Origin of the sequence: Robinsoniella peoriensis, from assembly GCF_000797495.1 — a bacterium.
In the GTDB taxonomy this organism is placed as follows: domain Bacteria; phylum Bacillota; class Clostridia; order Lachnospirales; family Lachnospiraceae; genus Robinsoniella; species Robinsoniella peoriensis.
The window spans coordinates 12922-28425 of sequence record NZ_JTGN01000009.1 but is presented as its reverse complement, the minus strand read 5'-3'; the positions used below and the strand labels follow the sequence as shown (position 1 = coordinate 28425).

Genomic DNA, 15504 nt, shown 5'->3' with positions numbered 1-15504 from the left:
TTGTAAATAGTCAATAATGTAATAGTGTAAAACAAAAATTAATTATGCATGTTGTATAAATAAACAAAAACAAAAAACAGAGAGGAGAAATACATGGAATTTCAACCTAATTACCAATATGTTGTTCAGGCTGCCAAAAATCAGGAGGCAGACAGGCTGCCTTTATATGAACATAATGTATCTTATAAAAAAATAGGAGAAATTATGGGAAAAGATATGGAAGGGCTTTATAAAGGAGATGACAAAGATGTAGAAGAGTTTTTTGCCACGTATTGCAGCTTTTTCAAAAAATATGGGTATGATGTAGTAACTTTCGAAGAGTGCATTGGTACTGTTATGCCTGGAAGCGGTGCCCTTGGTGACAGCCGGGTCGATCCGGTTATTAAGGACCGGGATGACTTTGACCATTATCCCTGGGATGAGATACCGGAATATTATTTTAAGAAGAACAGCAGGTACTTTCAAGCATTAAGAAAATGCATGCCGGAAGGGATGAAAGCAATCGGCGGTGTGGGAAACGGCATTTTCGAATGCGTCCAGGAAGTGACAGGCTTTCAGGAACTGTGCTATATAGCGGCTGATGATGAAGAACTTTACCGTGAATTGTTCCAAAAAGTGGGAGAGACCAATTATAAAATATGGACGCGGTTTATGAAGGAATTTGGAGATATCTATTGTGTACTCCGTTTTGGAGATGATCTGGGTTATAAGAGTAATACGTTATTATCCTCTGATGATATCAAAGACTTGATACTGCCGCGCTATAAGTCAATTGTGGATCTGGTGCATTCATACAATAAGCCATTTTTATTACATTCCTGCGGCAGTATATTTTCCGTTATGGATGATATAATTGATAAAATAGGAATCGATGCAAAGCATTCAAACGAAGACCAGATCGCACCATTCCCGGAATGGGTAAAGCGTTACGGGAACAGAATCGGGAACTTCGGAGGATTTGATGTGGATATAATTTGTCATGCCTCCAAAGAAGAGATGAGAGAATATATAACAGATATTTTGAAACAGTGTAAAGGACATGGCGGAATAGCCGCTGGAACAGGAAATTCCATTCCGGACTATGTGCCCACAGAAGGTTACCTGAATATGATTGAAATCGTCCGACAGTTTAGGGGTGAATAAATTTTTTGTAATTTTGTATATATTAGTAAATAAGTTATAAATAATACATACAATGTTATAAATCATTATTTGGGCGGATATTATGGAATTTATAGAAAGCCAAACATATAAAAATCTTCAGACTGCTTATGAAGAGAAACTAAAGAACAGTTCAAAATACAGAATATACAGTGAGATAGCAAAAGCAGATGGATATCAGGAAATCAGCGGGGCTTTTTCAGAGACAGCCGATGATGAACTGAAAAATGCCAGACTCTGGTTAGAGCAGCTGAATATGGGAGCAGTACCGGATACTTATGAAAATGTAGCGGATACTTATCATACAGAGTACTTTGACTGGGCACAGAGGTATAAAGAGTATGCAGATACAGCAAGAAAAGAGGGATTTTATGATATGGCACGTCTGTTCCGCGGCGTTGCGGAAGCAGACCGGCATCATGATTTCCGGTTTGAACAGATAGCTCAGAATATCAAGTCAGGCGGTACTTTTTGAAACAAAATAATAAAAATAGAAATAAAGATTACTTGCCGGTTTTACCAATAAGGTAAACCGGCACTTTTATTTTTATTTTTGATATAGTATAATGAGTAAATAAATGCGGATTTTATGGCACAATCGGAGGAAATTATGAAAAAGCAAATATACGCAGCCGTTACCGGAATACTCTTGCTTGGGGCAGTGACGGCTGGAGGCTGGATTTATTATGACCGCATGATCCGGCAAAGTGAATTAGATCCGGTGAATGAGTTTCAAAAATACGAGAAGCATTATGTACTTATCACAGAAGACATGAAATCCTCCTTTTGGCAGGCAGTGTACAGCAGTGCAAAAGAAGAAGCCGCAAAAAATGGAATCTATCTGGAACTTGCAGGTGCAGATCTGTCGGTGGATTACGGAATAGAAGATCTGATGGAGGTGGGAATTGCTGCAAAGGCAGACGGAATCATCGTCCATCCGGACGGAAGTAAGAAGATAGAGACCCTGATTAACAAAGCCTCATCTGAGGCAATACCTGTTGTAACTGTATTGGATGATGCACCACAGACGAAGAGGAGAAGCTTCATTGGAATAAACAGCGTACAGATGGGTGAAGAGTATGGACAGGAGATCATTCGGAACATAGAGGATGATACCAAAAAGGTATTGGTATTATTAAAGGGAGAGACGGAAAATGGAAATGAAAATCTTGTGTTTGCCCAAATGAAAACAACTGTGAAGGACGCATTGGGAAAGGAATCAAAGATAGAAATAGCTTCTTATCAGGTAAAGAACCAGACTGCATTTGACTCGGAAGAAACCATTCGAAGTATTTTCCGGGATGAAGATATGCTTCCGGATATTCTGGTTTGCCTGGATGAGGTGGATACGGAATGTGCCTATCAGGCTGTGATTGATTATAATAAAGTTGGAGAAGTGGCAATCATAGGCTATCACCCCTCGGAAAAGATTTTGAATGCAATCAAAAGAAATGTGGTTCCCGCCACCTTTGAGATTGATACAATACAGATGGGAATAAAATGCATCGATGCATTGCTGGAGTATGACAAGATGGGGTATGTCAGTGACTTTAATAGTGTAGACCTATATCTAATCAACCAAAATAATGTACAGGAGTATTTGGAAAGTGAAGAAGAGCAGACAAATCATTAAAAATTTATCCATCCGTACAAAGCTTTTGCTGAGTTTTGCTTTTACTTCTATTATATTGCTGACCAGCAACCTGTTGTTATATGGGGAAGTAAACCAGACCATACAGAAAATTGACGGCATCTATGCAAGTAATGTAAGTCTGAATGATCTGTCAGATGCATTGGGAAATATGCAGGGTGATATTTTAGAGTATCTGAAGACCAGAAGCTCTGATGCGTTGGAAGATTATTATCGGAATAACCAGAATTATCAGGAATTTATCAGTCGTCTGAATGCGGATACTACCGATAACGAGATGAAACTTCTGGAGAAAAACATAAGAAATATGTCCGACACCTATCTCAAAGTTGTGGATGCCACCGTTCAGGCAAAACGTGCCAGTAATACCCAGAAATATAAAGATTCTTACCAGGAGGCGCAAAAGCTGTACCAATATATTAACGCCTATATTTACAGTTTGAATAACATGCAGTTCAAGGCAAATTCCAACAGCTATCAGGTTTTGCTTGGATCTTTGAATTTTATGGAGATTGCAAGTACCATAATCCTGGTTTTGGTCTGTATTTTCAACACCTTTTTATTGTTTTTGATTACAAGAAGTATCATCCGTCCATTATCCAGCCTGGCAAAGACTGCAAATGAAGTTGCGGCAGGAAATCTGGATGCCCCACTGTTAGAGGTCAGCGGAAATGATGAGGTGGGGATTGTTGCGAAGGCTTTTAATCAGATGGTATTCAGCATTAAAGAATACATTGCCAAAATTACGGTAAGCATGGAGAAGGAACAAAAGATGATGGAGCGGGAGCTGCTTATGGAGACCCATCTCAAGGATGCGCAGCTGAAATATCTGCAGGCACAGATTAATCCCCATTTCCTGTTCAATTCGCTGAATGCGGGAGCGCAGCTTGCAATGATGGAAGACGCTGAGAAGACCTGTCTGTTTATAGAACGCATGGCAGATTTCTTCCGCTATAATGTAAGGAAAATGACAGAAGATGCCACACTGGAAGAAGAAATCGAAACCGTGGACAACTATATCTATATCCTGAATGTCCGGTTTGCAGGGGATATTCACTTTACAAAAGAAGTAGACACTTCTTTTCATGATGTTAAGATACCAAGTATGATTCTTCAGCCCATTGTAGAAAATGCGGTAAATTATGGTATCCGGAATATTGATTGGGAAGGAACCATCCGTATGATCGTGGAAAGTGCAGAGGACGGAATACAGATTCGCATTATAGATAATGGCAAGGGAATGGAGCAGGAACGCATACGGGAAGTCATGGAGAAGAAAGCGGCTGGCACCAGCATGGAAACGGATTCAACGGGAATCGGGCTGGATAATGTGATCAACCGGCTCGAACTGTATTACAATACAGAAGGGATACTGTCCATACATAGTGAAGGAATCGATCTGGGAACAGAAGTAACGCTGAAAATCCCTCTGAAGAATTGCTAGTGCCTCCAGGCGTAAATACGTCGATATATAGTGCCTGATATCTGTGTCAGGTGTGCGTCTGTGAATCGACGGCGTAGCGGGCTACGACTAGATTCACAGACGTGCAGCTGGCGCGGATAGCGGGTGCTATATAGTGGCATATTTACGCCTGGAGGCACTAGTGTACAAGGGAAGAGGAGGAACAGGATGTATAGAATACTATTGGCAGATGATGAGGGGATTATGCTTGAGTCCCTCAAAACTACAATCGAATCTAATTTTAAGGGGCAGGTAGAGATTGCCTGTGCAAAAACCGGAAGGGCAGTGATTGAACTGGCGGAAACATTCCGCCCGGATATTGCATTTATGGATATTCAGATGCCCGGAATTAATGGGATTCAGGCAATGAAAGAGATTCAGAAATTTAACAGTAGTACCATATTTATTGTAATTACTGCTTATGATAAGTTCGGTTATGCTAAAGAATCTATCAATCTAGGGGTATTGGAATATCTCACGAAACCTGTAAACCGGAAAGTGATCATAGACGTACTGGTCAGAGCAATGGGCGTGGTAGAAGATGAGCGGAAAAAGCGCAGTGAGAATCTGAAGATACAGGAAAAGCTGGAAACAGTAATCCCTATTATTGAAAGCGGATTTATTTACAACCTGTTATTGCAGGATGGCCTGCCCACCGATACCGGAAATTATAAAGAACTGCTTGATATTGAAGATGACTATGGATTTATGATGGTAATCCAGTTCGGGGAATCCATCGAAAATGGGATGTTGACAAATGCTGTGGGAATGAGCGTGAAAGCACAGGGCTTTTATGATGATTTTAGGGAAGTAGTCAAAGGGTACTTCAGCTGCTGTATCGGTCCCATTATGTCAAATAAAATCGCACTTTATGTTCCGTGGAGCCAGTCGGCACTGGAATATGACGACCGGATTCAGGTCATAGAGAAAATGAGAAATCTCATTCGGCGGCTGGAAAAAAGCATTGATGCAAGATTTAAAGCGGGAATAGGCAGAGTGAAGTCAATGGATGAACTGCAGGATTCTTACAAAGAAGCGGTAAAAGCACTCCAGGAGGGGAAGGGGAGAGTGGCACATATCGAGGATCTTCCAATCGGCTGCGATTACGATGGAGATTATCCAGTAGAAACAGAAAAGAAGTTGTTTCAGATGATCGCCAAGGCAGACATAGGTGGAGCGAGAACCCAGGCAAATGTTTTTTTCGACTGGATGGTACAAAATTATGAAGCCTGCAGAGAAGATATTCAGATCAAGGTACTGGAATTTGTCATGGTTGCGGAAAAAGAAGCCTTTTTACATGGCGGGATGACCTATGGATTCCGCTATCGACGGGACTATCTGTCCCAGGTGACCGGATTTGAAGATTATCAGGATCTCCGCAGGTGGTTTTTAGATAAAATTACAGAAGTATGCCACAATATTGTAAGAAAGCAGGAAGAACAGACGGAAAGTGTCGTTTGGAAGGCAAAGCAGTATATTAAGGAGAACTATTCCAGAGATATTTCCCTTGACGATGTCTCCAAAGTGGTAAACATCAGCCCCTATTATTTCAGCAAAGTATTTAAAGAAGAAGCCGGAGAAAATTTTATAGAGTATCTAACGAGAACCAGAATCGGAAATGCTAAGGAGTTTTTAAAAAGGTCAGAGCTGAGTATTAAGGAAATCTGTCTGATGTCAGGATATGGGGATCCCAATTACTTCAGCCGTATTTTCAAAAAACAAGAAGGGGTAACACCCAGTGAATATAGGGAGAGGTTAGGTGGATGAGAAAAAATTATGTGAAATTACTGGCATATTGTTTATGCTTTTGTATATTTCTGGGAGGATGTGCAGGAAAAAATCAAAAAGATATACAGCATGAGGTTACCGGAAGCAGTAAGATCCAGATAGGGTTTTGTTTTGATTCCTTTGTAATCGAAAGGTGGCTTAGAGACCGGGACGTGTTCGAACGGTTTGCCAGAATGAAAGGGGCGGAGGTAAATGTCCAAAATGCCAATGGAGATGTGGAACAGCAGATTGCCCAAATTGATTACTGCATTAAGAAACAAGTGGATGTCCTGGTGATCATAGCGGTAGATGGAAAAGCAATTTCTGAAGTAACACAAAAAGCAAAAGCGGAAGGAATCAAGATTATAGCCTATGACCGGTTAATTGAAAATGCAGATGTAGATCTTTATTTATCTTTTGATAATGAAGAGGTAGGCCGGCTGATGGGAGAGGCAATGGCAGAAAATCTGCCAAAAGGCGGCAATATCTTCATGATTAAAGGACCGGTAACAGACCATAATGTTTCTATGGTAGAGGAGGGATTTCTGAAGGCAATCGATGGCTCCGGGCTGAATATCGTGTACAGTGCCAATTGTGAGGGATGGCTTTCTGAAATTGCATATGATGAAGTAAATAAGGGATTGGAAAAAACCAGAGATATCGCCGGTGTAATGTGCGGCAATGATGATTTGGCAAATCAGGCGTTTCGCGCTTTGGCGGAAAACCGGATGGCAGGTAAGGTAGTACTTGTGGGACAGGATGGGGATTTAAGCGCCTGTCAGCGAATTGTGGAAGGGACCCAGGCAGTAACCGTATACAAATCTGTGGATTTACTGGCAAAAACGGCTTCTGAATATGCCGTTAAAATGGGAAAAGGAGAAGAAATTAAGACAGATGAAACCATATATGACGGATCTTATAACGTGCCTTATATGAAGCTCATGCCGATAGCAGTTAATAAAGATAATATGCAAAAAGAAATTATAGACAGCGATTTTCATTCGGCAGAAGATGTATATTTGAATGTGAAGGATTTATAGTATTTTTTTGCAACAAAAATGTCCTGTATTTTCAGGGCATTTTTTTATGATCATAAAAATCTGCAGGATGTCGCAAACAAGTCCTGTTTCTTAAGTGGTATATTATGGGTGTAAAGAAAAACGAGACGATAACCAGGGAGGTATTAGAATGAAAAGAAAAGTTGTGAGTATTTTAGCAGCAGGTGTAGTAGCAGCAGGTATGCTGGCTGGATGTGGATCTGCAAGTAATACGGCGGCAACATCAAAGGAAAGTACATCAACAGCGGCAACGGAGGCAACAGCGGCGGCAGATACCAGTGCGGCGGAAAGCCAGGAAAACAGTCAGGCTGATTCGCAGGCAGATGAAGCCGGCAGCACTGGAGGCGGAAAGCTTGTTGGCGTAGCAATGCCCACAAAGGATCTCCAGAGATGGAATCAGGATGGTACCAATATGGAAGCACAGCTTAAAAAGGCAGGCTATGAAGTTGACATACAATATGCCAACAACGATGTGGCTACACAGGTTTCCCAGGTGGAAAATATGATTTCCAACGGATGTGAAGTTCTGGTAATTGCCTCTATTGACGGCGAATCACTTGGAACCCCACTCGGGCAGGCAAAAGAAGCAGGAATTCCTGTTATTTCTTATGACCGTCTTCTCATGAATTCCGATGCAGTTAGCTACTATGCTACATTTGACAATTATAAAGTAGGAACCAAACAAGGGGAATACATTGAAGAAAAACTGGATCTGAAAAATGCTGACGGGCCGTTTAACCTGGAAATCTTCACTGGGGATCCCGGTGATAACAATGCCAACTTCTTCTACAATGGAGCAATGGACGTATTAAAACCATACATTGATTCCGGTAAACTGGTAGTTCCTTCAGGTCAGATCGATTTTGCAACAGTTGCAACAGCAAACTGGTCCACAGAGACAGCCCAGAACAGAATGGATACGATTATTTCCGGTAATTATGCAGACGGTGCCAATAAGCTGGATGCAGTACTTTGTTCTAATGACTCAACGGCTCTTGGGGTTGAAAATGCTCTGGAAGCTGCAGGTATGGCAGAATGGCCAATTATTACAGGGCAGGATTGCGATATTGCCAATGTGAAGAATTTAATTGCAGGTAAACAATCCATGTCAGTATTTAAAGATACCAGAGAACTGGCAAACCAGGCGGTTAAAATGGTAGATGCCATCATGCAGGGAAAAGAAGCAGAAGTTAACGACACTAAATCCTATGATAACGGTACCGGTGTTATTCCGACTTTCCTCTGTGACCCAATTGTAACAACTATGGATAACTATAAAGAGTTATTAATAGATTCCGGATACTATTCGGAGGATGACCTGAAATAAAATGTCATGCAAAAGGACGTTGCAAAAGGCGTATCACGCTTTGAAAGCAATGTCCTTTTTAAAAGAACAGGAGGGATTCAATTGGCAGGTATACTATTGGAAATGAAAAATATTACCAAGACCTTCCCCGGTGTTAAGGCTCTTGATAATGTAAATCTTAAGGTAGAAGAAGGTGAGATCCATGCGCTGGTAGGAGAAAACGGGGCAGGGAAATCTACTTTGATGAATGTACTTAGCGGCATCTATCCCCACGGAACTTATGAAGGAGATATAACTTACCGGGGTGAAGTTTGTAATTTTTCAAACATAAAGGACAGTGAGGGTAAAGGAATTGTAATTATACATCAGGAACTGGCGCTGATTCCCTATATGACCATTGGGGAAAATATGTATCTGGGAAATGAAAAAGGAAACCGTTTATCGATTGACTGGAATGAAACATACGGAGAATCTGATAAATATTTAAGAACCGTAGGGCTGCAGGAATCCTCAAGAACATTGATTAAAGATATCGGGGTAGGAAAGCAGCAGTTAGTAGAAATTGCAAAAGCCCTGGCTAAGAAAGCGCAACTTTTGATTCTGGATGAGCCGACAGCATCTTTAAATGAAGCAGATTCACAGGCATTGCTGGAGTTGCTCTTAAAGTTCAAAAGCCAGGGAATGACGTCGATTATTATTTCTCATAAATTAAATGAGATTGCCTATGTAGCAGATAAAATTACAGTCATCCGGGATGGCTCAACCATAGAGACACTGGATAAAAAGACAGATGATATATCAGAAGACCGTATCATAAAAGGAATGGTAGGCAGAGACCTAACTGACCGTTTTCCTAAGCGTCCGGAATTTGTGAAAAAAGAGGTCCTTCTGGAGGTAAAAGACTGGACGGTACACCATCCGTTGTATACAGAACGCAAGGTCTGCGACAATGTCTCCATTAAAGTCCACAAAGGTGAGGTTGTTGGAATATCCGGGCTTATGGGTGCCGGAAGAACAGAACTAGCCATGAGCATTTTCGGAAAAAGCTATGGTACTAATATTTCCGGGAAACTTTTCCTGAATGGGGAAGAAGTGCATCTGAGAAGCGTAAGAGATGCAATCCGGAAAAAACTGGCATATGTAACAGAAGACCGAAAGGGAAACGGACTGATCCTTTCCAATCCCATTAAAATAAATACGACCCTTGCCAATCTTTCAGCCATCAGCAAAAGGACGGTGATAGATCAGGATAAGGAATATCAGGTTGCTGTGGAGTATAAGGAACGGCTGAAGACAAAATGTCCTTCCGTAGAACAAAATGTGGGGAATTTAAGCGGAGGAAACCAGCAGAAGGTCCTGCTGGCAAAATGGATGTTTGCAGAACCGGATATTTTGATCCTGGATGAGCCTACAAGAGGTATTGATGTAGGAGCAAAATATGAAATTTACTGTATTATCAACGATCTGGTATCAGAAGGAAAGTCGGTGATTATGATTTCATCGGAACTGCCGGAGGTACTTGGAATGTCTGACCGTATCTATGTTATGAATGAAGGAAAGATTGCCGGGGAACTTACCAGGCAAGAAGCAACCCAGGAGCGGATTATGGCATGTATTTTAAAATCGAGTAAAGGAGAGTAGACAATGGATAAAGCAAAAGTCTCAGGAATTATAAAAAAATATACCATGGTAATCGTTCTGGTTCTGGTAACCTTATTCTTTACCTGGCAGACAGGAGGTAAGATGCTTCTGCCTCAGAATGTGACAAATCTGATTGCCCAGAATGCCTATGTATTCATATTGGCAGCCGGTATGCTGCTTTGTATCCTTACGGGAGGAAATATCGATTTGTCCGTAGGTTCAGTTGTGTGTTTTGTAGGTGCTGTAGGCGGAACCTTAATGGTCAATAAAAATATGAATATGGCACTGGTCATCCTGATTATGATTTTAGTTGGTATCTTAATTGGAGCATGGCAGGGTTTCTGGATTGCGTTCGTCCGTATCCCTCCGTTTATCGTAACACTTGCCGGTATGCTGGTTTTTCGCGGACTGTCTAACGTAATTCTGAATGGCCGCACGGTAGCGCCAATGCCGGAGCATTACCTTGCGCTGTTCAACAATTACATACCGGACCCATTTGGCGGCAGCATTAACATTATATGTGTTCTGGCAGGAATCCTGGCTTCTTTGATCTACATTTTCGTAGTATTTAAAGGTCGTGCAGGCAGAATAAAAAAAGGCTACGAGACAGAGAAATTAGCAGGCGTTGTAATAAAAACAGCTATTATCTGCATCGTGATCCTGGCTTTTATGTTCCGGCTTGCACAATATAAAGGAATTCCCAACGTTTTAATCTGGGTTTTAGTGGTGATACTCATTTACTCTTATATCACATCGAAAACAACAATCGGACGTTATTTTTATGCCGTAGGCGGAAATGAAAAGGCAACCCAGTTATCTGGAATCAACACGAATAAAGTGTATTTTATTGCTTATCTGAATATGGGATTACTGGCGGCAGTTGCCGCAATGGTTACCATTGCAAGATTAAATTCAGCTAATCCTACAGCAGGAAACAACTATGAAATGGATGCCATCGGCTCCTGTTTTATCGGCGGAGCTTCTGCGTATGGCGGAACCGGTACGGTACCCGGCGTTATTATCGGTGCGACTCTGATGGGGGTAATCAATCTGGGAATGAATATCATGGGAGTGGATGCAAACTACCAGAAAGTAGTAAAAGGGCTGGTACTGCTGGCAGCAGTTATCTTTGATGTAGTAAGTAAAAATCGTTCTAAATAATAAAACTCTCTGGACATTTAGTTATCAACCTGCCGTATTACGTTTTAATACGGCAGGTTGCCGTCCATTTTTTTGTAGTATTCACTTAATGCACTATTTATGAAAGAATTAGATCTCATAAATATATGCTTCGCATGAAATCTCTTCTAATGCCCCATATTCTAAAATAGTATAATAATCCCCCGATTTTTTAATGTATCCATCCTGAATAAAATCATTTAAGATACGGAACATATGGCGGTCGCTCATACCGGTAAGCCCCGGAAGGAGTTTATAGTTAAATGTAAAATGACCATCCTTTTCTATGGATAAAATAAAAGATGCAATGCGGCTTTTTGGGGAATAATATTGGTTAATAGATGCATTATTATTAGTTATATAAAGAGCCTCAGCCATATTATAACTAATATTTCCAAGAAAAACGGCATCTGCTTTTAACAGGCTGCGGCACTGCTGAAAGGGAAGATAAACAGCATAGGATAGCTTTGTGGACTGGATGGTTGTTGTAGCTGGCGAGTTCAGTATAAATTCTATTTCACCTACGATGCGGGGGCGTTTTAGCAGGCGGAAAACAGCATCCTTGCCATTTTCGAGAGAATAATATACTTTCCACTCACCAGTGAGAAAAACAAACAATCCCTGCAGCAAATCCCCCTGATGATAAACATATTCTTTTTCCTGATAAACGGCTAACTGCATATGCTCTCTCATATTAGAGTGAAACATAGTGTGAATCTGGTATTTTTCAATATACCAGTTTTTTTGTTTTGCATCTTCAATAAATTTCAAAAATAAACCTCCTCGTTAGTGACAACTGTCAGTGAAAAAATATCATAAAAATATTATATTACAAATATGCACAATATAAAAGCGCAAAAAAACAAATAATATGCAGAATTCACCAGAGGGATTTGAAAATTGCTTTTATTATTTTCAAACAGGCTCCAGGGTGGATGAAAGGAGAAGAAAAGATGAAGATGATTTTAGATCTGGATACGGGGATTGATGATGGAATGGCTCTGGCTTATGTACTGGGAAGTGAGGAAATTGATTTACTGGGGGTTGTAGGAACTTATGGAAATGTCTATACGGATATGGGAGTACAAAATGTATTGAATATTCTGGAAATGTGTAATGAGGCATCCATTCCGGTCTATGAAGGTGAAAAACATGCATTAAAGAAACCTGGATTTTTAAGATTGGAAGTAAGTGCAAGAATTCATGGAGAAAATGGTGTTGGTCAGGTCTCAATGATAAAAGCCCAGAGAAACAAAGAAGATATGCCGGGTGTTGACTTTTTGATATCTTCTGTAAAAAAATATAAAAAAGATCTTGTGATTGTTGCAACGGGACCCATGTCAAATCTGGCATCAGCCCTTATAAAAGCTCCGGAAATCGCGAAGTTTATGGGACCGGTGGTGATCATGGGTGGAGCCTTGACAATACCGGGGAATGTTACCCCATATGCGGAAGCAAATATCTCACAGGACCCATATGCGGCAAAGTATTTATTTGAAAGCGGAGTAGATGTTACAATGGTGGGGCTGGATGTGACACAACGGTCAGTCTTAACAAAAGAGTCTACCAGGAAATGGAGAGAAACAGGCAGCACTGCAGGCAGCGTATTTGCAGACATGACAGATTACTATATAGGAGAACATGACATATCCATTGGGGGATGTTATCTCCATGATCCATCAGCGGTTGCCGCAGCAAAAAATCCCCATTGGTTTCAGATGCTTCCAATGCATATGACCGTGGTCACAGAAGGTGCGGCAGCAGGAAGAACCATAGGGAGTCAGGAGAAGCTGAGGGATGTGAACCCCAATGTAAAGGTATGCATAGGAGTAAATGATAAAGCATTGGTAAAAGATCTGGATGATACCATGCAGAACCTTTTTACACGCTGCAGCAAAGCCCGGGAGGAATAAAATGGACGTTGATAATGAAAAGAATACAAGAAAACTATTGCCCTGTCTGTTAATTCTGTTCGTTCTTTCCAATTTAATGGTTCAGGCATTCGTAACGGTTTCTCCGGTGTTAGCGGAAGAATTTCATGTTTCAGCCAGTAAAGTAAGTATGATTGTAACACTCAGTACCGTAGCCCTGGGTGTATGCAGTGTGGTTTATGGAACACTTTCCGATTATATACCGGTGAAAAAACTGCTGCTTCTTGGGACTACGGTATTTGTGGCAGGTTCTGCATTTGGATTACTGTTTCAAAATTATTTTTATATGGTAGTAGCTGCAAGGGTGCTGCAGACCGTAGGACAGGCGGCAATCAGTTCCTTATATCTGGTCATCACATCACGATATACAAAAGGGAAAGAAAAGCTAAAATACTTTGCCTGGTTCACAGCCTGTTTTCAGATAGCCCAGGCATGCGGTGTACTGGCGGGAGGTGTTTTTGCAACCTATGTTAATTGGAAAGCACTGTTTTTTATTTCTCTGATGGCAGCTGTATTTATCCCAATTATATGGAAGTATGCTCCCGTAGAGAATGAAGGGAAAATAAAACATGTAGATGTATTCGGAATTGGATTGTTCAGCATATGCATTGTAGTGATTATGCTGATGTTGAGTGATTTCAGGCCAATCTATGCGGGGATTGAAATCCTTGTGCTGATTGTATTTTTAATTTAAATCAGCAAGAAAGAAGATGCATTTGTCACACCGGGATTTTTCAGAGAAAACAAAAAATATACAAAGGCAGTAATAATGGTATTTGCACTGTACCTGGCACAATTTGTATTTGCTTTTATCTGTACCTTTATAGTAAGTACCTTGTATCCCCGGTCTCTGGATCTTATTTCTTATATCCTGCTGCCCGGATATATTGCGGCTGCAGTTGTGGGCATCAATGGGGATAAAATTACGGCACGCCTTGGCAGATATCAGACAATCAGCCTGGGGGCATTCATGATTTTCCTGGGTCTTCTGTGCGCTGCTTTCTTCATGAATAAAGGAAAAATAGTTCTAAGTGTGGCGGGTATACTATTTTTTGCAGGGTATAATACGATTTATTCTCCAATGCTGGATACCGTAACCAGTTCCCTGCCACCGGCTGAAGTAGGCAGAGGTATCGGCATAAATGATCTGACGATCAATATCAGTTCCTCCATTGGTGTTGCAGTATGCAGCCGTTTTATGATCGTTGATTATTTAAAAATACATGCGATTGCTCCTGTATCAGAAGGCGTGTATGTTTACAGTAATATTTTAATTATTTTGTCAGTGGCGGCTATCATCAGTTTGCTAAGTTTCCGTAAATCGATGAAGGCATTTTATCAATAAGCATTTTGCCGGACTGATCAGATACTCCCATATTCCTGCTGTAAAAAGAGCAAACTTTTTTGTTATTGCATTCCAGGAGTATACGCGGTATTATTAAAGCATAACGCTGCATGAATCTGAAAATAACAAGGCAATGCATGACTTCCATAGATTCTACCAGAAAGACTTCACGCTAAAATCCAAAAAACGGTATCCAGCGGATAACGTAGTGTAAATCTGAGGTCTTGTGAATGGCAGCATAAACAGATAAGCAGCATATTGGATACATACAATGACTTTAAAAGTTAAATAAGGGAACTGCAGGAGGAAGAATAATGGATTGCTCTAAATTTAAATGGAATATGGATACTGAAAGTACAGTAGATGAAAATGGAATACATATTTTCGCACCGGAAAAAACAAATTACTTTGTTAACCCGATCAATGGCAGCGTTGAAACACATGCCCCGTTTTTCTATCAGGAAGTAGAAGGAGACTTTGTACTGCGCTCAAAAGTGAGCCATGATTTTACCGATGTCTATGATGCCTGTATTCTTCTTGCATTAGAAAATGAGCGTTTATGGGCAAAAGCATGCTTTGAGTATACAGACATTGGTACACATTCCGTTGTAACTGTTATGACAAATCAGACTTCTGATGATGCAAATGGTGTGAATATAGAGGGAACTCAGGTATGGCTGCAGCTGGCGCGTAAAGACAATGTCTTTGCAGTTCATTATTCATTGGATGGTGAGAATTATATGATGGCAAGAATCTGTTCCCTGCCCATGCAGAAAAAGATTCAGGTAGGCTTGGTTGCGCAATCGCCGGCCGGAAAAGGAGGCATGCGTCATTTTGCGGATGTTTCTTTAGAACTTCGTACTTTGCATGATATCCGGGGTGGGAAATAGAGGCAGAAAACAAGACTGTAAATAACTTAGAAATCCTGATATAATAAAAAACCACAAGTACATGCGATGATGTGTATTTGTGGTTTTTATGTTGTAACTGACTCTGCGGTTAA

The 15504-nt window shown here is 40.8% G+C and carries 14 protein-coding genes; 13 read left to right on the top strand and 1 reads right to left on the bottom strand.

The genetic code is table 11. The features are described 5' to 3' along the window. Positions 1-93 precede the first annotated feature (93 nt). From QR40_RS18400 to mmsB, 9 genes are all read left to right on the top strand, one after another. Complete coding sequence (locus QR40_RS18400) at positions 94-1143, top strand: uroporphyrinogen decarboxylase family protein (protein WP_044296334.1); 1050 nt, start codon at positions 94-96, stop codon at positions 1141-1143. 82 nt (positions 1144-1225) lie between these two features. Then, entirely contained in the window at positions 1226-1636 is a 411-nt protein-coding gene (locus QR40_RS18395) for a rubrerythrin family protein (RefSeq protein WP_052430932.1), read from the top strand. Between the two features lie 135 nt (positions 1637-1771). Further along, positions 1772-2794, top strand: coding sequence for a sugar ABC transporter substrate-binding protein (locus tag QR40_RS18390; protein WP_044296333.1), 1023 nt, complete (start codon positions 1772-1774; stop codon positions 2792-2794). After that, complete coding sequence (locus QR40_RS18385) at positions 2748-4256, top strand: sensor histidine kinase (protein ID WP_044296332.1); 1509 nt, start codon at positions 2748-2750, stop codon at positions 4254-4256. Before QR40_RS18390 ends, QR40_RS18385 begins: the two co-directional genes overlap by 47 nt. 186 nt (positions 4257-4442) lie before the next feature. Next, the gene (locus QR40_RS18380) at positions 4443-6041 is read left to right on the top strand and encodes a response regulator (RefSeq protein WP_027292945.1); all 1599 of its coding nucleotides are present in this window, start codon (positions 4443-4445) and stop codon (positions 6039-6041) included. Beyond that, positions 6038-7081, top strand: a complete 1044-nt coding sequence (locus QR40_RS18375) for a substrate-binding domain-containing protein (RefSeq protein WP_044296331.1) — start codon at positions 6038-6040, stop codon at positions 7079-7081. Before QR40_RS18380 ends, QR40_RS18375 begins: the two co-directional genes overlap by 4 nt. Before the next feature lie 148 nt (positions 7082-7229). Then, on the top strand, positions 7230-8426 hold the full coding sequence (gene chvE / locus QR40_RS18370; protein WP_027292943.1) for a multiple monosaccharide ABC transporter substrate-binding protein: 1197 nt from the start codon (positions 7230-7232) through the stop codon (positions 8424-8426). A gap of 81 nt (positions 8427-8507) precedes the next feature. Then, entirely contained in the window at positions 8508-10046 is a 1539-nt protein-coding gene (mmsA, locus tag QR40_RS18365) for a multiple monosaccharide ABC transporter ATP-binding protein (RefSeq protein ID WP_027292942.1), read from the top strand. A 3-nt stretch (positions 10047-10049) separates the two neighbouring features. Next, complete coding sequence (mmsB, locus tag QR40_RS18360; RefSeq protein WP_027292941.1) at positions 10050-11207, top strand: multiple monosaccharide ABC transporter permease; 1158 nt, start codon at positions 10050-10052, stop codon at positions 11205-11207. A gap of 108 nt (positions 11208-11315) precedes the next feature. Here the strand turns inward: mmsB and QR40_RS18355 are convergent, their stop codons facing one another. Next, positions 11316-11996, bottom strand: coding sequence for a cyclic nucleotide-binding domain-containing protein (locus QR40_RS18355; protein ID WP_044296330.1), 681 nt, complete (start codon positions 11994-11996; stop codon positions 11316-11318). Positions 11997-12178: 182 nt separating this feature from the next. Between QR40_RS18355 and QR40_RS18350 the strand changes: the two genes are divergently transcribed. The 4 genes from QR40_RS18350 (at position 12179) to QR40_RS18340 (ending at position 15391) form a co-directional block, all read left to right on the top strand. Beyond that, positions 12179-13138, top strand: a complete 960-nt coding sequence (locus QR40_RS18350; protein WP_152614244.1) for a nucleoside hydrolase — start codon at positions 12179-12181, stop codon at positions 13136-13138. Between the two features lies 1 nt (position 13139). Then, positions 13140-13850, top strand: a complete 711-nt coding sequence (locus QR40_RS31000) for an MFS transporter (RefSeq protein ID WP_052430931.1) — start codon at positions 13140-13142, stop codon at positions 13848-13850. A gap of 75 nt (positions 13851-13925) precedes the next feature. Next, positions 13926-14501 (top strand): MFS transporter, encoded by a 576-nt coding sequence (locus QR40_RS30995; protein ID WP_052430930.1) that lies wholly within the window; start codon positions 13926-13928, stop codon positions 14499-14501. 314 nt (positions 14502-14815) lie between these two features. Continuing rightward, a complete protein-coding gene (locus QR40_RS18340) occupies positions 14816-15391 on the top strand; it encodes a DUF1349 domain-containing protein (RefSeq protein ID WP_044296329.1) in 576 nt (191 codons plus the stop codon). The last annotated feature ends 113 nt before the right edge of the window (positions 15392-15504 follow it).